The organism is Streptomyces sp. NPDC050703 (assembly GCF_040654435.1).
Classification (GTDB): Bacteria; Actinomycetota; Actinomycetes; order Streptomycetales; family Streptomycetaceae; genus Streptomyces.
The window spans coordinates 45,607-62,439 of sequence record NZ_JBFAHX010000040.1 but is presented as its reverse complement, the minus strand read 5'-3'; the positions used below and the strand labels follow the sequence as shown (position 1 = coordinate 62,439).

The window sequence follows — 16,833 nt, the reverse complement described above, 5'->3', positions numbered from 1 at the left end:
TCACCGTCGGTGAGTCGGGGTATCAACATATCTGGCGTTGACTTTTGGCACGCTGTTGAGTTCTCAAGGAACGGACGCTTCCTTTGTACTCACCCGCAGAACATTCTCTGGGGCTTTCCTCCGGGCGCTTCCCTTCGGTATTTCGTGTTTCCAACCCTACCAGATCCGTTTTCCGTTCCGTTCCCGGTTCGGATTTCATTTCCGGTGGCCGTTGGAGGGCCTTTGCCTTTCGGCTGCCTTTCGGCGTGTCCACTACTTTAGCGGATTCCCTCCGCGACTCATAATCGAGTCCGTGAGTTCCATTTTCGGCATGCGGACACGCCGAATAGGCCCTCATCGAGGGGAAGTCGTAGGTAGTGGTTGGCCGCTTCCGGCTGTCGGCAGACTGCCGTGACCGGTTCAAGCGGCTCGGACTACATTACGGAGGCCTCGAGGGCCCGTCAAGTTCGGCGGCGGCGCGGCACATGGGCCCGGTACGGGCTGACCGTCGGGTCGCCGGTGGTCCAGAAGCGGTAGGGGTGGACGGACCCCTCTCCTCCTACTCCGGTCCGCGGGCCCTCGCTGACCTGGGCGGCTTCGACCGGTGTTCCGGTGAGGAGCGAGAAGGGGCTGTGCGGGTCGCCGCACAGGTCGGCGCCGTCGAGGCTCCGGTCCACGTCGAGTGCGGTGGCCAGGCGGGCCGGGCCTTTGGCCAGTTCCTTGTCGTTTCGGGCCGAGAGTCGACGTTTGCGGGCCAGCTCCACGCCCTCGGTGATCTCTCCGGCGCGCAGGAGGACGGCGCTCGCCATGCCCTCGGGGCCGCACACCAGGTTCATGCAGTGCCACATGCCGTAGGTGAAGTAGACGTACACATGGCCGGGCGGGCCGAACATCACGCCGTTGCGGGCGGTCTTGCCGCGATACGCGTGGGAGCCGGGGTCCGCCTCTCCCGCGTATGCCTCCACCTCTGTCAGGCGGAGTTCGATCGGCCCGTGCTCCGAGTCGCGTACGAGGACGCGTCCGAGCAGGTCGGGGGCGACCTCCAGGACAGGGCGGTCGAAGAAGTCTCGGGTCAAGGGCGTACGGTCAGGCTCCGCGAACATGCCGTCCGAGCGTAATGCACTCGGTGCCGTACGCGGATGGCCTTCCGGCCGCTCGGTTGCCAGGGTGGGTGCGCGGAACCATGCGCGGGTCCCCGGCGTATGTACCGATCAAGGAATCAAGTCGAGACGAACCACAGGCGGCGGCCTGGGGAGGAGAGTCATGGGGTTCAAGAAGCTGCTCGCGAGTCTGGGAGCCGGCGGCGCCTCGGTCGAGACCGTGCTGACCGAGGCCAACGTGGTCCCGGGCGGCGTGGTCCAGGGTGAGGTGCGCATCCAGGGCGGCTCGGTCGACCAGCAGATCGAGGGGCTTTCCGTCGGGCTCCAGGCGCGGGTCGAGGTCGAGGGCCAGGACCAGGAGACGAAGCAGGACATCGAGTTCACCAAGCTGCGGCTCGGCGGTGCCTTCACGCTGCAGGCCGGCCAGGTGCACGCCGTGCCCTTCGGTCTGGAGATCCCCTGGGAGACGCCCGTCACCAGCATCGACGGGCAGGAACTGCGCGGCATGAACATCGGTGTGACCACCGAGCTGGAGATCGCGCGGGCCGTGGACTCCTCGGACCTGGACCCGATCAGCGTGCACCCGCTGCCGGCGCAGCAGGCCATTCTCGACGCCTTCATCCAGCTCGGCTTCCGCTTCAAGAGCGCCGACATGGAGCGCGGCCACATCCGCGGCACGCGGCAGAAGCTGCCGTTCTACCAGGAGATCGAGTTCTTCCCGCCGCAGCAGTACCGCGGCCTCAACCAGGTGGAGCTGAGCTTCGTCGCCGACGACCGGGAGATGGACGTCGTCCTGGAGATGGACAAGAAGCCGGGCCTGTTCAGCGAGGGCAGTGACTCCTTCCGCTCCTTCAAGGTGGGTCTGAACGACTTCCAGGGCACGGACTGGGCCGCCTACCTGAACGAGTGGCTGTCGCAGGTCGGCTCCAAGCGCAACTGGTTCTAGGCTCGGGGGCACAGCAATCGACCAGGAGGTGCTCACGTGACCGAGCCGAAGAGGCCGCCGCTTCCCCATGACTTCCACCCGCCCGTGCCGTCGTTCACGGTCGTGAGTGACGATGTCGCGCCGGGGGCGGTTCTTGCGGACGCTCAGGTCCACGCGGCGGGCAACACCTCGCCGCACCTGCGGTGGGAGGGCTTCCCGCCCGAGACCAAGAGCTTCGCCGTGACGTGCTTCGACCCCGACGCCCCTACGGGCAGCGGGTTCTGGCACTGGACCGTCTTCGACATCCCGGCCTCGGTCACCGAGCTGCCGGCCGGTGCGGGCAGCGGCACGTTCGAGGGGCTGCCCGAGGGTGCCGTGCAGGCGCGCAACGACTACGGGTCGAAGGAGTTCGGGGGTGCGGCGCCGCCCCCCGGCGACCCGGCACACCGCTACGTGTTCACCGTGTACGCGGTGGACGAGGAGAAGCTGGGCCCCGACGCCGACACCCCGCCCGCGGCGGTCGGCTTCAACCTGCGGTTCCACACGCTCGCGCGTGCGCAGCTCGTCGCCGAGTACGCCGCGCCCGCCGAGGGCTGAGTCGCCCGCAGTGAACTGAGCGTTCACCGCCTGTTCGCCCGTCTCCGGTCATGGAAGTGATCGGGGACGGGCATTTTTTATTGCGTTGTCCATCTCGGCGTGCCCGGCCAGAGTTGATCCAAGCCCGCCATGGGGTGGGCCGGTGCATACGGGAGGTGGGCAGGTTGATGCGGGACACGCTGGTGCTGAACGCGAGCTTCGAGCCGCTCTCGACGGTGACGCTCAACCGGGCCGTCGTTCTGGTGCTCCAGGACAAGGCCGTGGTCGAGCAGGCCCACCCCGGACTGCGTGTGCGTGCGGCGGCGGTCGACATACCGGTGCCGCGGGTGATCAGGCTGTGCAGGTATGTGAGGGTGCCGTTCCGAAGACAGGCTCCGTGGTCGAGGCGGGGGGTCCTCGTCAGGGACCAGCACCGGTGCGCGTACTGCGGCAGGCGCGCGACGACGGTGGACCACGTGGTGCCCAGGTCGCAGGGCGGCGCCGACTCGTGGCTGAACACGGTGGCCTCGTGCGCCGTGGACAATCACCGCAAGGCCGACCGGACGCCCGAGGAGGCCGGGATGCCGCTGCTGCGGGAGCCGTTCGAGCCGACTCCCGCGGACGCGATGCTCCTGGCGCTGGGGCGGGAGGAGCTGGCCTCGCTGCCCCGCTGGCTCGCGCGGCCCGCGGCGCAGCCCGCCGCCGCGCAGCCCGTCCCCGCGGCCTAGGACCCGGCGGCGGACGCCCTCGCGGGCCCGTCAGTCGATCGGCGGCTGTTCGCGGCGCTCCTTGCCGGACGGAGCGGCCGGACCGCCGCCCATCGGGCCGAAGTTGCCGAGCGCGCCGCCGAGTCCCTTGAGGGCGTCGCCGATCTCGCTGGGCACGATCCAGAGCTTGTTGGCGTCGCCCTCGGCGATCTTCGGCAGCATCTGGAGGTACTGGTAGGAGAGCAGCTTCTGGTCCGGGTCTCCGGCGTGGATGGACTCGAAGACCGTACGGATCGCCTGGGCCTCGCCCTCGGCGCGCAGGGCCGCGGCCTTGGCCTCACCCTCGGCGCGCAGGATCGCGGACTGCTTCTCGCCCTCGGCGCGGAGGATCTCCGACTGCCGGACACCTTCGGCCTGGAGGATCGCGGCGCGCTTGTCGCGGTCGGCGCGCATCTGCTTCTCCATCGAGTCCTGGATGGAGGTCGGCGGCTCGATCGCCTTGAGCTCGACGCGGTTGACGCGGATGCCCCACTTGCCGGTGGCCTCGTCGAGGACGCCGCGCAGGGCCGCGTTGATCTCCTCGCGGGAGGTGAGGGTCCGCTCCAGGTCCATGCCGCCGATGATGTTGCGCAGGGTGGTGACGGTGAGCTGCTCGATCGCCTGGATGTAGCTGGCGACCTCGTAGGTCGCGGCCCGCGCGTCGGTCACCTGGTAGTAGATGACCGTGTCGATGTTGACCACCAGGTTGTCCTGGGTGATCACCGGCTGGGGCGGGAACGGGACGACCTGTTCACGCAGGTCGATGCGGTTGCGGATCGAGTCGATGAACGGGACGACGATGTTGAGTCCGGCGTTCAGCGTGCGTGTGTAGCGGCCGAAGCGCTCGACGATGGCGGCGCTCGCCTGCGGGATGACCTGGATGGTCTTGATCAGGGCGATGAAGACCAGCACCACCAGAATGATCAGGACGATGATGATGGGTTGCATCGTGGCTCCCCGTACCCTTCATGCCTCGGCGTTCCCGATGAAAAGATCTTGCGGGTCGAGTCTGTCAGACCCGCGCACGGCCCGTGCGGGATTCACATGACGACGGCCGTCGCCCCGTCGATCTCGACGACGTCGACCTCCTGGCCCGCCTCGTAGGCGAGGTCGGCGTCGAGCGAGCGGGCGGACCAGATCTCGCCCGCGAGCTTGATGCGGCCGCCGGTGGCGTCGACGCGTTCCAGGACGACGGCCGATCTGCCCTTCAACGCATCGACCCCGGTGGCCAGTTCGGGCCGCTGGGCCCGGTGCCGGGCCGCGACGGGGCGTACGGCGGCGATGAGTGCGACCGAGACCGCGGCGAAGACCAGGACCTGGAGGACCGTGTCGCCGCCGAGGCCCGCCGTCACGGCGGCCGCGACGGCGCCCACGGCGAGCATGCCGAGCTCCGGCATGGCGGTCAGTACGAGCGGGATTCCGAGTGCGGCGGCTCCGATGAGCCACCACACCCATGCGTCGATGTCCACGTGGTCATCGTAGGACCGCGGGTCCCGTTCGGGACAGGGCGCCGATCAGCCGGGGCCCCGGCGCGCTTCAGCCGAGCGGCAGGCCGGTGGCGGTCCAGCGGTCGTTGCGCTGCTCGACGACGAGCGGGAGGCCGAAGCAGAGCGAGAGGTTGCGGGAGGTGAGCTCCAGCTCCAGCGGTCCCGCGGCGAGCACCTTGCCCTGCCGGATCATCAGGACGTGGGTGAAGCCCGGGGCGATCTCCTCGACGTGGTGCGTGACCATGATCATCGACGGGGCGATCGGGTCGCGCGCGAGGCGGCCGAGGCGGCGTACGAGGTCCTCGCGGCCGCCGAGGTCGAGTCCCGCCGCGGGCTCGTCGAGGAGCAGCAGCTCGGGGTCGGTCATCAGGGCGCGGGCGATCAGGGTGCGCTTGCGCTCGCCCTCGGAGAGGGTGCCGAACTTCCGGTCGAGGTAGTCGCTCATGCCGAGGCGGTCGAGGAAGGCGCGGGCGCGCAGCTCGTCCATCTCCTCGTAGTTCTCGTGCCAGCCCGCGGTCATGCCGTAGGCCGCCGTGAGCACCGTCTGGAGGACGGTCTGGCGCTTGGGCAGCTTCTCGGCCATCGCGATGCCGGCGACGCCGATGCGCGGGCGCAGCTCGAAGACGTCGGTGCCCGGCTTGCCGAGGGTCTCGCCGAGGATGGTGGCGCTGCCGGTGCTCGGGAAGAGGTAGCTCGACGCGACGTTCAGGAGGGTGGTCTTGCCCGCGCCGTTCGGGCCGAGGATGACCCAGCGCTCCCCCTCCTTGACCGACCAGGAGACCTGGTCCACCAGAGCCCGGCCCTCGCGGACCACGGATACGTCCTCAAGCTCCAGTACTTCGCTCATGAGCGCGCTGTCTCCCATTGCAGTCTCGGTCGTCGCTCGCGCCGTTCAACGCGGCCCCCGGATAAAACCTACGCCACCGGCCGGGCGTTCCTGTCGTGAGGCCGGTCCTTAGGCTGTGTGCATGCTCTCGGAACCACGCTCAGGACGCCTGGCCGCATGGGGAAACGCCCTTTTGGCCGGACTTGTTTCCCCGGATGACGCAGTGCTCGCGATGGTCGGGGACGACGCGGTGCACCGGGTCGACGGGCTGCCCGGCGAGGCGGCCCCGGTCGGTCTGACGCTCGCCATGGGCCGGCTGCGCTCGCTGGGCGTGCGGGGCCTGCGGGTGGCGCTGCCCGCGCCCGGTCATCCGCTGGGCCTCAGCGGGCCGCCCGCGTTCAACGCCCGGGCCCTTGAGGCGGAGGAGGCCGTGGTCGGGTTCGGCGCTCCGTACGGCCTCGTGCCCGAGGTGTACGAGGCGGGGCCCGAGGGCGATGTGCACGTGGAGGTCGTCTGGCACTGCCTGCCGGTGCGGGAGGCGCCGCCCGCCGACGTGCCGTCGCTCGGCGAGGCGGAGCGCGAGCTCGCGGAGGCGCTGCGGGAGGCGACGGAGGTGCTCTCGCGGCTCGATGTGGCGGGGTCGGGCCCGGTGGCCGAGGCGGCGCTCGACGCGTACCGGGCGCGGGCGGAGCGGGGCCGCGAGGTGCTGGCGCCGGGGTACCCGCCGCGTGCGGTGCGGGTCCTTGAGCTGGCGCAGCGGGTCGGGCTGCTGGTGTCGCTGGCGTACGAGAGCGGGCACGGCGGCGCCGTGAGCGCATCGGAGATGGCCGCGCGGGGGCAGGCGCTGCGTCCGGTGGAGCGGACGGCGCGGCGCGCCCAGGTGGCCGCGTACAACGCGTACGTGGAGGAGCGGGAGCGGGACGGGTCCTGAGGCCGCGGGGCCGTCGTGCCGCGGGCCCCGCGGACCGGGGTGGTCCGCGGGGCCCGCTTCGGGGGGCTCCTCCCGCCGTCGCGGGCCGGTCCCGGTCACGGGCAGGAGAGGTGACCGCCCGGGTGCGGTCAGGTGTTGACGCAGGCGTTCCCGAACGCGGGGTTCAGGCCGCCGATGACCGTGACGGTGTTGCCGCAGAGGTTCACCGGGATGTGGATCGGCACCTGGAGCACGTTGCCGCTGCCGACACCCGGGCTGTTCGTGGCGACGCCGTCGGCCTCGGCGCCGTGCGACGCGGAGGCCATGCCGGCGCCGGCCGCGATCAGGCCGCCCGTCATCACCGTGACGACAGCGGCCTTCTTCAGGTTCTTCACTTCGGGCTCCTCCTGGACGAAGGCTGCGGCGGCCGCCGCAGCACGCCCTGGAGAACGCCGGGCCGGCGTTCGGGTTGCGCCATATGGGCGACATCCACACGACGGTATGAATCTCATCCCGGGGTGCAACTGCCGGGGCCGCCCGGAGTCGGGCGGCTCCGGCCCGCGGATTCAGCCGGCCACGCCGTGCCGTACGGCCCACAGGGCGGCCTGGGTGCGGTCGGCGAGGTCCAGCTTCATCAAGATGTTCGAGACATGTGTCTTGACGGTCTTCTCGGAGAGGACGAGGGCACGGGCGATCTCGCGGTTGGAGCGGCCGTCGGCGATCAGGCCGAGGACCTCCCGCTCGCGCTCGGTCAGTGAGCCGCCTCTGCCCTGGCCTCCGTTCGCCTCCTCCTGGGAGAGCAGTGCGCCCGCCACCTCGGGCTGGAGCAGGACGTGTCCCGCGTGCACCGAGCGGATGGCTCCCGCGAGGGCGTCCGGGTCCACGTCCTTGTAGACGTACCCCGCGGCGCCCGCGCGCAGGGCGGGGACCACCGTGCGCTGCTCGGTGAAGCTGGTGACGATGAGCACGCGCGCGGGGTTGGCGAGCTCGCGGAGCTTGCGCAGCGCCTCGACGCCGTCCATGCCGGGCATCTTCACGTCCATCAGGACGACGTCCGGGTGGAGCTCCTCGGCCAGCGCGACCCCCTCGGCGCCGTCCGCCGCCTCCCCCACGACCTCGATGTCGTCCTGGACCTCCAGGAACGTCCGCAGCCCCCGGCGGACCACCTGGTGGTCGTCGACCAGCAGCACCCGGATTCCTGCCCTCGCCCCACGCACCGCGTCAGCCACCGGGGACCTCCATCTCGATCGTCGTGCCCTTGCCGGGCGCCGAATCCACGGTCAGCCGTCCGCCGACCCCGCTCGCGCGGTCACGCATGGAGACCAGGCCCAGGTGCCGTCCCGCGCGCCGTATGACCTGCGGGTCGAAGCCCTTGCCGTCGTCGGTGACGCGCAGGACGGCCCCCGCGCCCCGCTTGTCCAGGGTCACCGTGACGGACTCGGCCCCCGAGTGGCGCAGGGCGTTGTGCAGGGCCTCTTGGGCGACCCGCAGCATGGCTTCCTCCTGCGCGGCGGGCAGGGCCCGTACGCCGTTGCTCTCGAAGGTGACCCGGGCGGAGTGCGCGCGGTGCAGCACCTGGCTGTGCGTGCGCAGGGTGGCCACGAGGCCGTCCTCGTCGAGGGCGGCGGGGCGCAGCTCCACGACGGCGGCCCGCAGCTCGTCCGCGGCCTCGGCGGCGAGCGCCGCGACCTGCTGGAGCTCGCCCTTGGCGCGGGACGGGTCGCGGTCCACCAGGGCGGCGGCGGCCTGGGCGGTCAGGCGCAGCGAGAAGAGCTTCTGGCTGACGGCGTCGTGCAGCTCGTGCGCCAGGCGCGAGCGCTCCTCGGCGATGGTCAGCTCGCGGCTGCGTTCGTACAGGCGGGCGTTGGTCAGGGCGATGGCGGCGTGCTGCGCGAGGATGCTCAGGAGCTCCTCGTCGTCCGCGGTGAAGCCGCACCGGCCCTCGATCCTGGGGCAGCGCTTGTTGGCGAGGAAGAGCGCGCCGAGCGTCTCGTCGCCGTAGCGGATGGGGAGGCCGAGGAAGTCGGACATGTCCGGGTGGGCGTCGGGCCAGCCTCCGAAGCGGGGGTCCTCGCGCACGTCGGCGAGGCGCTCGGGCTCGGCCTTCTGGAGCATGGCGGCGAGGATGCCGTGCTGCCGGGGCAGCGGGCCGATGGCCTTCCACTGCTCCTCGCTGACGCCGTCGACGACGAACTGGGCGAAGCCGCCGTGGTCGTCGGGGACCCCGAGCGCGGCGTACTCGGCGTCGAGCAGCTCGCGGGCGGAGGCGACGATCGTCTTGAGGACGTCGCGCACCTCCAGATGCCTGCTCATGGCGAGCAGCGCGGAACTCACCGCGTTCAGCCCCGACCTGGGTCCTTGACTCATGGCCACACCGTACCGGCGGGGTGTGACAGCGCGTATCGGCCCTGTGGGGGCCGTCCGCTAGGGCCGATGGCTTAGGTCGCGGGGCCGGGACCAGGACGAAGGGACCTGCCCTGTTGCGTCCCGGGCACGAGGTGCCGGCAGGGCCGGCGTTCCTACGGTGAGGGCATCTGCTGGGCGTCCGGGGTGCCGGGCGCGGACTGTGAGGGGACGGGCATCATGCCGGTGGCGATCATCACGGGGGCATCGAAGGGGCTGGGGCGCGCGCTGGGCGCGGGACTCGCGGAGAACGGCTGGGACCTCGTGCTCGACGCGAGAACCGCCTCCGTGCTCGACGAGTCGGCCGAGGAGCTGCGTTCGTACGGCACGCGCGTGGAGGCGCTGCCGGGGGACGTCACCGACGCGGGGCACCGGGCGGAGCTGGTGGCCGCGGCGCGGCGGCTCGGCGGTCTCGATCTCCTGGTGAACAACGCGAGCGCGTTGGGCGCGGAGCCCCTCGTACGGCTTGACGGGCTGGCGCTCGACGGGCTGCGGGCGGCTCTGGAGACGAATGTGGTGGCGCCCCTGGGCCTGGTCCAGGAGGCTCTGCCGCTGTTGCGGGAGTCGGCGGGAGCGGTGCTGAACGTCAGCTCCGACGCGGCCGTCGAGGCGTACGGGACATGGGGCGGCTACGGGGCGTCGAAGGCCGCTCTCGACCAGCTCTCCGCGGTCCTCGCGGTGGAGGAGCCCGGCGTCAGGGTGTGGGCGGTGGACCCCGGTGACCTGCGGACGGACCTGTACCGGGCGGCGGTGCCCCTGGACGACGCATCGGGCAGGCCGCTGCCGCGGAGCGTGGTGCCCGCGTTCCTGCGGCTGGTCGCGGAGCGTCCGGCCGGCGGTCGCCTTGCCGCGTCCGCGCTTCTGGCGGGTGCCCGGTGAGCGTGCTGGGGGCGTGGCCGCGGGTGCCGGAGGGCCTGCACGCGCGGGTGCCCGTCGAGCAGCGGGGGGCCGGTCTCGGCAGGGACGCGGTGCGGCTGCTGCTGTCGCGCGGCACGGAGGTGTCGCACCACGCGTTCAGGGAGCTGCCCGTTCTGCTGCGGGCCGGGGACCTTCTCGTGGTCAACACCTCGCGGACGCTGCCGGCGGCCGTGGACGGGTGGCTCGGGCACGCACGCGTGGTGGTGCACTTCTCGACGCGGGGTGCGGACGGCCGGTGGGCGGTGGAGCTGCGGGACCCGGACGGGAGGGGCACCACACGCGCGCGTGCCGGTGGTCCCGCCGGGGCGTGCGTGCGGTTCCCCGGAGGCGTGTCCCTCGTATGGGAGGAGCCGCTGGCGGCGGAGAGCCGGCGGCTGTGGTGGGTGCGGGTCGAGGGTGACGTGCCCGCGCTGCTGCGGCGGCACGGGCGGCCCATCCGCTACCCCTACACGGACAGGGATCAGCCGCTCTCCGCCCATCAGACCGTGTTCGCGCTGCCGTCGGCGGACGGGGCGGGGAGCGCGGAGATGCCGAGCGCCGGGCGGCCGTTCACGGCGGCGACGGTGGCGGAGCTGGTGAGCAGGGGTGTGCAGTTCGCGCCGGTCACGCTGCACACGGGGGTGGCCTCGCAGGAGGCGCACGAGCCGCCGTATCCGGAGCCGTTCGAGGTGCCGGGGACCTCCGCCGCGCTGATCAACGCCGCGCGGGCGGGCGGCGGCCGGGTGATCGCGGTCGGCACGACGGCCGTGCGGGCCGTGGAGTCCGCGGCGGGGCCCGACGGCGTGGTGCGGGCGGCGGCCGGGCGGACCGAGCTGGTGGTGACGCCGCGGCGGGGTGTGCGCGTGGTGGACGGCCTGCTCACGGGGCTGCACGAGCCGGAGGCCTCGCACCTGCTGATGCTGGAGGCGGTGGCGGGGCGGGCGGCGGTGGAGCGGGGGTACGCGGAGGCGGTACGCCGTCTCTACCTCTGGCACGAGTTCGGCGACGTGCACCTCCTCCTCAGGGCGGGGAACGCTGACCGAGAGCATTGCAAGGGCAACGCGCAGTGAGACCGCTACCTGCCTGATGTGAGCCCGCACATAGGGTGCACGTCACGTACGAACGAGGCTAGTTGCGAGTGAAGCGCACCAAATATCCGTTTATGTACGGCAAGAAACCCTTAATGTGCGGGGATGCGAACGTGGAGAGAAGCGTCGAAGTCCCCCGTGATCCACTACCCGGGATCGTACGTCACACCTTTGCCACGCAATTTTGCCGCCGCTAACAATTGCTCCCGTCGCTCGGCGCCGCGGTCCTCGCACCGCGGCGCTTGTGCCGGAGCAGCAACATGTCCCCGCCGGACCAGAGCGACCTCCGCTATCCGAAGAGGTCCAACTCGCATGTCCCAGCATCATCTCCCCGGCCCCGGCCGAAACGCCGTGACCAAGAACCAGAAGCTCTCCATCGCCGGCGTCGCCGCGATCGGTGCCGCCGCCCTCGCGTTCTCCCTCGTGCCCGGCAACTCCGACGCCGGTGAGGCCCGGGCGGCCGGCGCCGCCCCCGCCTCCTTCGCCGTCTCCACGGACGCGCAGCAGGCGGTCCACGCCAACGTGGCCAAGCAGCTCACGCACGCCGACGAGCAGGCCAAGGCCGCCGCCGCGAAGGCCGCCGCCGACAAGAAGGCGGCCGACGAGAAGAAGGCCGCCGACGAGGCCGCCGCGAAGAAGAAGGCCGAGGAGGAGCGCAACGCCGCTGCCGCCGCCAGCCGCTCCGCCGCCCGCAAGCCCGTCTACGCCAACAACCTGGACGGCTGGATCCGCCAGTCCCTGGACATCATGAAGGCCAAGGGCATCCCCGGCTCCTACGAGGGCCTGCACCGCAACATCATCCGCGAGTCCTCCGGCAACCCGCAGGCCGTGAACGGCTGGGACATCAACGCCATCAACGGCACCCCGTCGATCGGCCTGCTCCAGGTCATCAAGCCGACGTTCGACGCCTACCACGTCGAGGGCACGTCCACGAACATCTACGACCCCGTCGCCAACATCACGGCCGCGGCCAACTACGCCGCCGACCGCTACGGCTCGATGGACAACGTGAACGGCGCCTACTGAGCCTTGATCGCCTGATCACTGGACCTCTTCAGCCGAAGATGAGGTTCTCAAGACGCCGAAGGGCGGCATCCCGCAAGGGGTGCCGCCCTTCTCGTACGCCACCTTCTCGTACGTCACCTCTCTTACGTCACCTGCGCGCACGCCGCCTTCGCGTGCGCCGGGACGCGCTCACTTGCGCATGACCTCCGGCTCGTGGCGGCGCAGCAGGCGCGCGACCGCGAAGCCGCAGATGATGCCCAGCGCGAGCAGGACGGTGAGGTTCATGCCCCACTGTCCGGCCGTGTGCTCCCACAGCGGGTCCAGGTCGGTGGGGTTCTTCGGGTCCCACGGCGGCATCAGGTGCGCGAGGTCGAGCGTGGCACCCGCGCCCGCGATGGCCCAGCGGGACGGCATCAGCCAGGCGAACTGCTCCAGGCCGGGCGAACCGTAGACCTGGAAGAGGACGCCGGTGAAGACGACCTGGACGATCGCGAACATCACCAGGAGCGGCATGGTCTTCTCGGAGGTCTTCACCAGCGAGGAGATGACCAGGCCGAACATCATCGACGTGAAGCCGAGCGCGATGATCGTCAGGCAGATCTCCGCGGCCGGGGGCATGATCAGCCCCTCCTCCGGCAGCTCGCGCGGGGCGAAGCCGATGGCGCAGATGATGACGCCCTGCACAGCCGTGATGATGCCGAGGACGATGACCTTGGACATCAGGTACGCCGAGCGGGACAGGCCGGTCGCCCGTTCCCGTTCGTAGATGACCCGTTCCTTGATCAGCTCTCGTACGGAGTTGGCGGCGCCCGAGAAGCACATGCCGACCGCGAGGATCAGCATGATCGTGCCCGCGTCGCCGTTGAACTTCGACGGCGGCTTCGGCGGTGCGAGCCCGAAGTCGGCCGGGATGACGACGCTGACGATGCCGAGGACCGCGGGCAGGATCACCATCAGGCCCATGAAGCCCTTGTCGGAGGCGATCACCGAGACGTAGCGGCGGATCAGGGTCCACAGCTGGGAACCCCAGCCCTGCGGCTTCGGCGGCTTCACCGCCTGCGGCGGCGGCATCGGTACGGACTGCGCGGCGACGGCGTCGATGTCCGCGGCGTACATCTGGTAGTGCTGCGAGCCCTTCCAGCGGCCCGCCCAGTCGTAGTCGCGGTACTCCTCGAAGGCGGAGAAGACGTCGGCCCAGGTCTTGTAGCCGAAGAAGTTCAGCGCTTCCTCCGGCGGGCCGAAGTACGCCACCGAACCGCCCGGCGCCATGACGAGCAGCTTGTCGCAGATCGCCAGCTCGGCGACCGAGTGCGTGACGACGAGGACCGTGCGGCCGTCGTCGGCGAGGCCGCGCAGGAGCTGCATGACGTCGCGGTCCATGCCCGGGTCGAGGCCGGAGGTCGGCTCGTCCAGGAAGATCAGCGACGGCTTGGTGAGCAGCTCCAGGGCGACCGAGACGCGCTTGCGCTGGCCACCGGAGAGGGAGGTGACCTTCTTCTCCTTGTGGATGTCCAGCTTGAGCTCGCGCAGCACCTCGTCGATGCGGGACTCGCGCTCGGCCTCCGTGGTGTCCGCGGGGAAGCGCAGCTTGGCCGCGTACTTGAGGGCCTTCTTGACGGTCAGCTCCTTGTGCAGGATGTCGTCCTGCGGGACCAGACCGATGCGCTGCCGCAGCTCGGCGAACTGCTTGTAGAGGTTCCGGTTGTCGTAGAGGACGTCGCCCTGGTTGGCGGGCCGGTAGCCGGTGAGCGCCTTGAGCAGGGTGGACTTGCCGGAACCCGAGGGTCCAATGACCGCGATGAGCGACTTCTCCGGGACGCCGAAGGTGACGTCCTTGAGGATCTGCTTGCCGCCGTCGACCGTGACCGTGAGGTGGCGGGCCGAGAAGGAGACGTCACCGGTGTCGACGAACTCCTCAAGCTGCCCGCCGACGAGGCGGAAGGTCGAGTGGCCCACGCCGACGATGTCGTTCGGGCCGATGAGGACCGTCGAGGACTTCGCGATCGGCTGGCCGTTGACGTACGTGCCGTTGTGCGACCCGAGGTCGTGGAGCTCGAAGCGGCCGTCCGGTGTCGCCGTGAACTCGGCGTGGTGGCGCGAGACCTGGAGGTCGGAGACGACCAGTTCGTTCTCCAGGGCACGGCCGATGCGCATCTTGCGGCCGAGCGCGAGCTGGTGGAACGTCGTCGGGCTGCGGTCGCCGTAGACCGGCGGTGCCCCCGCGGCGCCGCCGGAACCAGGGGTCTTCTGCGCGTACTGCTCCGCCGGGCCGCCCTGCTGTTGCGGCACATGCGGCTGCTGCTGGTGCTGGTGCTGGTGCTGGTGCTGCTGGTGCTGTTGAGGGGGCTGGTGCTGCTGAGGCGGTTGCTGCCAGCCGTGCTGCTGCGGCTGCTGCGGAGCCTGCTGCTGGTGCGGGGCCTGCTGCTGCGCCGCCCAGCCCGGAGCCTCCTGCTGCGCGTGCCGCTGCGGCGCGGCGTGCTGCTGGGCATGCTGCTGCTGCGGCGCGGAGACCGCGGCGGCGGCCCCGCCACCGGACAGATTCAGCCGCGGCCCGTCGTTCGCGTTCCCGAGGTTCACGGCCGAACCGGGGCCGATTTCCCTCTGGTGGATCCGCTGGCCCTGTATGAAGGTGCCATTGGTGCTGCCGTGGTCCTCAATGACCCAACTGTGCCCGCTCCAGCTGATCGTGGCGTGACGCCAGGACACCCTGGCGTCGTCGAGCGGGATGTCCCCCTGCGGATCGCGTCCGAGCGAGTACGACCTGGACGGATCGAGCGTCCAGGTCCTTCCATTCAATTCCAGTACGAGTTCCGGCACTCCATGCCCCACTGAGTTGTCCCCCGAGCTAGCCCCCATGTGGGGAGTCTAGGGATGTCGAACATCGGGAGGAACTATTTCAGGCTGAGGGCTCTGACCGAAAGTCGGGCCTTGTGAAGACTGCGCAGGTGCCTTTCGGGACACCCCGTTGACGGGGCAGAAACCGCCCCGGAGAGTGGTAAGCACCCATCAGCGACCATCAGTCGCAATCAGCGCATACGGATCATGCGCGGGGAGTGCGTTCCACCCACGCCCCCCGAACGCGGCCGACGGGTCACGCACCGCGGTTCGGGGGGTCCTTGATGCAGGCCGGTGAAGACAGGGGCGCCGGCCGCGGCGTGCGGTGGGGCGACGTACTGCTCTCCGCGATCGCCGCGGTGAGCTGGGCGCTGATCGGCATGGCCGGGACGGCCGCGCTCGCACTGCGGCTGCTCGGCGCCGACGAGGTGGGTTCCCTCGGCCCGATGACGGCGGCGGTGGTGGCCCTGGGAGCGGGCGGTTCGGTCACGCCGTCCGGGGACGTGTCGGCGTTCGGCCTGGAGGGTGCGGAGGCGGCCACGGCGATCGACGTCATGCCGCTCGGCGTCGGCCTCGTCGGGGCGCTGCTCCTCGCCCACTTCTTCCTGCGCTCGCTGCGGGGGGCCGGGGCGTTCCTCGCGCCCGCCGAACTGGCCGCCCGCGCGGGCGCGGTGATCGCCCTCTTCGTGGCGATGCTCGCGGGACTCGCCTACGTGGGGCACGACATCGTCACGATCGACGGTGAACGGCTCGGCATCGGCGGAGGGATCGAGGAAGGGATCGAGAAGGGGCTCGACGAGCTGCCGGGCGGCATCGCCGACGAGCTGCCCGGCGGGGTCGGCGGGCTGCTGCCGGAGCGGCTCGGCGACCTGGCGGAGGCGAAGGCGTCGGTCGGGTTCACGGTCGACACCGCGGCGACGCTGCTCGGCGGGGCGGGCTGGGTGGCCGTCGTCCTGCTCATCGCCCTGCTCGCCTCGCGCCGCACGCCGCTGCCGCGCGCCCTCGACGCACTGCACCGGGTGGTGCGGCCCGCGGTGTCCGGGCTGGTCACGGTGGTTCTGATGGCGGTCGTCGCGGGTCTCGCCGCGGCGGCGTACGCCATGATCGGCGACGATCACCCGAAGCGGATCGCGGGCGCCGCGCTGCTGGGAGCGCCGAACGGTGTGTGGCTGGGCGTTCCGGTGGGGCTCCTCGTGCCGTTCGACGGCCGTGCCACGGGTGCGCTCACGCGATTCCTGCCCGACCCGGTCGACGATCTGCTCGGCGGCTCCTCCGACAAGGCGCTCACGCTGGGGCGGCTCGCCGAACTCGACGGGCGGGTCTGGCTCCTCGGTGTCGCCGCGGGGCTGACGATGCTGTTCGCGGGGGTGCTCACGGCGGTGCGGACCCCGGTGGGCGGCCTGCGTGCCGCGGGGTTCGCGGGGCGGTGCGGAGTGCGGCTGGGGGCCGTGACGGCGGTGGGGCTTCCGCTGCTGGTGCGGCTGACCGGGGTGTCCGCCGACGCCTCGCTCTCCGTACTGGGCTTCGACGCGTTCGGGGCCGGGGTGGAGCTGCACGGGCGGATCGGGCCGGCCGCGCTGCTGGGGCTGGCCTGGGGCCTCGGGGCGGGGGTCCTCGGGGCGGTCCTCGCGGTGGCCACGGGCGCGGCGGGAGGCCGGGCGTCCCCGTTCGCGCTCCCGTCGGCGGCGGCGCCGCGCGAGAACACCTCCGCCTCTTCAGCCTCTTCTACCCCCTCTGTCTCTTCTGCCCCTTCCGCCTCTTCTGCCGCGGCGGGCGCGCCGGGCCCGTACACACCCACAACCCCGCACCGCCCCCCGAACCCCGACACGAACCCGTACCTGCGCCCGGGGGCACCACCGGACAGGGAGCCTCCCGCCCGGGACGTCTACGGCGCGGAGACGGTGGCCGGTCCAGTGGTCCCACCGCCCCGCTCCGGCCCCCGTCCCCGTCCCCGCTCCGGCGACTGGCCCCCACCACCGCCTCCTCCTCCGCCCCCGCCGCCTCCCCCGGACCAGGGCCCACCACCGAGGAGGCCGCGCTGACCGGCCCGGTCAGG

General features: G+C 71.3%; 16 protein-coding genes. 8 read left to right on the top strand and 8 right to left on the bottom strand.

Going from position 1 to position 16,833, the window contains the following annotated elements; translation table 11 throughout:
* Positions 1-440: 440 nt before the first annotated feature.
* Positions 441-1,082 (bottom strand): DNA-3-methyladenine glycosylase, encoded by a 642-nt coding sequence (locus tag AB0I16_RS28875; RefSeq protein WP_363252542.1) that lies wholly within the window; start codon positions 1,080-1,082, stop codon positions 441-443.
* Between the two features lie 160 nt (positions 1,083-1,242).
* Here AB0I16_RS28875 and AB0I16_RS28870 point away from each other — a divergent pair, with 160 nt between their 5' ends.
* The 3 genes from AB0I16_RS28870 to AB0I16_RS28860 all read left to right on the top strand — a co-directional run bounded on the left by AB0I16_RS28870 (position 1,243) and on the right by AB0I16_RS28860 (position 3,308).
* Positions 1,243-2,025: a sporulation protein gene (locus tag AB0I16_RS28870; protein WP_363252541.1), complete on the top strand. Its 783-nt coding sequence runs from the start codon at positions 1,243-1,245 to the stop codon at positions 2,023-2,025.
* 36 nt (positions 2,026-2,061) lie between these two features.
* The gene (locus AB0I16_RS28865; protein ID WP_363252540.1) at positions 2,062-2,601 is read left to right on the top strand and encodes a YbhB/YbcL family Raf kinase inhibitor-like protein; all 540 of its coding nucleotides are present in this window, start codon (positions 2,062-2,064) and stop codon (positions 2,599-2,601) included.
* Positions 2,602-2,768: 167 nt separating this feature from the next.
* Positions 2,769-3,308, top strand: coding sequence for an HNH endonuclease (locus AB0I16_RS28860; protein ID WP_363252539.1), 540 nt, complete (start codon positions 2,769-2,771; stop codon positions 3,306-3,308).
* A gap of 30 nt (positions 3,309-3,338) precedes the next feature.
* On the opposite strand, the gene AB0I16_RS28855 is transcribed toward AB0I16_RS28860, so the two are convergent.
* From AB0I16_RS28855 to AB0I16_RS28845, 3 genes are all read right to left on the bottom strand, one after another.
* A complete protein-coding gene (locus AB0I16_RS28855) occupies positions 3,339-4,274 on the bottom strand; it encodes an SPFH domain-containing protein (RefSeq protein WP_363252538.1) in 936 nt (311 codons plus the stop codon).
* A gap of 92 nt (positions 4,275-4,366) precedes the next feature.
* Positions 4,367-4,795 carry an NfeD family protein gene (locus AB0I16_RS28850; RefSeq protein WP_363252537.1) on the bottom strand — a complete coding sequence of 143 codons (429 nt, stop codon included), beginning with the start codon at positions 4,793-4,795 and terminating at the stop codon, positions 4,367-4,369.
* A gap of 67 nt (positions 4,796-4,862) precedes the next feature.
* Positions 4,863-5,660 carry an ABC transporter ATP-binding protein gene (locus tag AB0I16_RS28845; RefSeq protein WP_363252536.1) on the bottom strand — a complete coding sequence of 266 codons (798 nt, stop codon included), beginning with the start codon at positions 5,658-5,660 and terminating at the stop codon, positions 4,863-4,865.
* 121 nt (positions 5,661-5,781) lie between these two features.
* Here AB0I16_RS28845 and AB0I16_RS28840 point away from each other — a divergent pair, with 121 nt between their 5' ends.
* A complete protein-coding gene (locus AB0I16_RS28840; protein ID WP_363252535.1) occupies positions 5,782-6,570 on the top strand; it encodes a hypothetical protein in 789 nt (262 codons plus the stop codon).
* Positions 6,571-6,698: 128 nt separating this feature from the next.
* Here the strand turns inward: AB0I16_RS28840 and AB0I16_RS28835 are convergent, their stop codons facing one another.
* The 3 genes from AB0I16_RS28835 to AB0I16_RS28825 form a co-directional block, all read right to left on the bottom strand.
* Positions 6,699-6,944 (bottom strand): chaplin, encoded by a 246-nt coding sequence (locus tag AB0I16_RS28835; RefSeq protein WP_363252534.1) that lies wholly within the window; start codon positions 6,942-6,944, stop codon positions 6,699-6,701.
* A gap of 171 nt (positions 6,945-7,115) precedes the next feature.
* Positions 7,116-7,778 carry a response regulator transcription factor gene (locus AB0I16_RS28830; RefSeq protein WP_363252533.1) on the bottom strand — a complete coding sequence of 221 codons (663 nt, stop codon included), beginning with the start codon at positions 7,776-7,778 and terminating at the stop codon, positions 7,116-7,118.
* The gene (locus AB0I16_RS28825; RefSeq protein ID WP_363252532.1) at positions 7,771-8,916 is read right to left on the bottom strand and encodes a GAF domain-containing sensor histidine kinase; all 1,146 of its coding nucleotides are present in this window, start codon (positions 8,914-8,916) and stop codon (positions 7,771-7,773) included. Before AB0I16_RS28825 ends, AB0I16_RS28830 begins: the two co-directional genes overlap by 8 nt.
* A 216-nt stretch (positions 8,917-9,132) precedes the next feature.
* Between AB0I16_RS28825 and AB0I16_RS28820 the strand changes: the two genes are divergently transcribed.
* From AB0I16_RS28820 to AB0I16_RS28810, 3 genes are all read left to right on the top strand, one after another.
* Entirely contained in the window at positions 9,133-9,831 is a 699-nt protein-coding gene (locus AB0I16_RS28820; protein ID WP_363252531.1) for an SDR family oxidoreductase, read from the top strand.
* The gene (locus tag AB0I16_RS28815) at positions 9,828-10,919 is read left to right on the top strand and encodes an S-adenosylmethionine:tRNA ribosyltransferase-isomerase (RefSeq protein ID WP_363252530.1); all 1,092 of its coding nucleotides are present in this window, start codon (positions 9,828-9,830) and stop codon (positions 10,917-10,919) included. Before AB0I16_RS28820 ends, AB0I16_RS28815 begins: the two co-directional genes overlap by 4 nt.
* Positions 10,920-11,249: 330 nt before the next feature.
* Entirely contained in the window at positions 11,250-11,963 is a 714-nt protein-coding gene (locus AB0I16_RS28810) for a transglycosylase SLT domain-containing protein (RefSeq protein WP_363252529.1), read from the top strand.
* A gap of 168 nt (positions 11,964-12,131) precedes the next feature.
* Here the strand turns inward: AB0I16_RS28810 and AB0I16_RS28805 are convergent, their stop codons facing one another.
* A complete protein-coding gene (locus AB0I16_RS28805; protein ID WP_363252528.1) occupies positions 12,132-14,798 on the bottom strand; it encodes an FHA domain-containing protein in 2,667 nt (888 codons plus the stop codon).
* A gap of 263 nt (positions 14,799-15,061) precedes the next feature.
* Here AB0I16_RS28805 and AB0I16_RS28800 point away from each other — a divergent pair, with 263 nt between their 5' ends.
* A complete protein-coding gene (locus AB0I16_RS28800; protein ID WP_363252527.1) occupies positions 15,062-16,819 on the top strand; it encodes a streptophobe family protein in 1,758 nt (585 codons plus the stop codon).
* Positions 16,820-16,833 lie beyond the last annotated feature (14 nt).

Bases quoted from the DNA above. Each gene is read 5' to 3' on its own strand.
- AB0I16_RS28875 (WP_363252542.1), bottom strand. From the start codon at position 1,082: ATGTTCGCGGAGCCTGACCGTACGCCCTTGACCCGAGACTTCTTCGAC.
- AB0I16_RS28870 (WP_363252541.1), top strand. From the start codon at position 1,243: ATGGGGTTCAAGAAGCTGCTCGCGAGTCTGGGAGCCGGCGGCGCCTCG.
- AB0I16_RS28860 (WP_363252539.1), top strand. From the start codon at position 2,769: ATGCGGGACACGCTGGTGCTGAACGCGAGCTTCGAGCCGCTCTCGACG.
- AB0I16_RS28855 (WP_363252538.1), bottom strand. From the start codon at position 4,274: ATGCAACCCATCATCATCGTCCTGATCATTCTGGTGGTGCTGGTCTTC.
- AB0I16_RS28845 (WP_363252536.1), bottom strand. From the start codon at position 5,660: ATGAGCGAAGTACTGGAGCTTGAGGACGTATCCGTGGTCCGCGAGGGC.
- AB0I16_RS28840 (WP_363252535.1), top strand. From the start codon at position 5,782: ATGCTCTCGGAACCACGCTCAGGACGCCTGGCCGCATGGGGAAACGCC.
- AB0I16_RS28825 (WP_363252532.1), bottom strand. From the start codon at position 8,916: ATGAGTCAAGGACCCAGGTCGGGGCTGAACGCGGTGAGTTCCGCGCTG.
- AB0I16_RS28820 (WP_363252531.1), top strand. From the start codon at position 9,133: ATGCCGGTGGCGATCATCACGGGGGCATCGAAGGGGCTGGGGCGCGCG.
- AB0I16_RS28810 (WP_363252529.1), top strand. From the start codon at position 11,250: ATGTCCCAGCATCATCTCCCCGGCCCCGGCCGAAACGCCGTGACCAAG.
- AB0I16_RS28805 (WP_363252528.1), bottom strand. From the start codon at position 14,798: ATGGGGGCTAGCTCGGGGGACAACTCAGTGGGGCATGGAGTGCCGGAA.
- AB0I16_RS28800 (WP_363252527.1), top strand. From the start codon at position 15,062: ATGCAGGCCGGTGAAGACAGGGGCGCCGGCCGCGGCGTGCGGTGGGGC.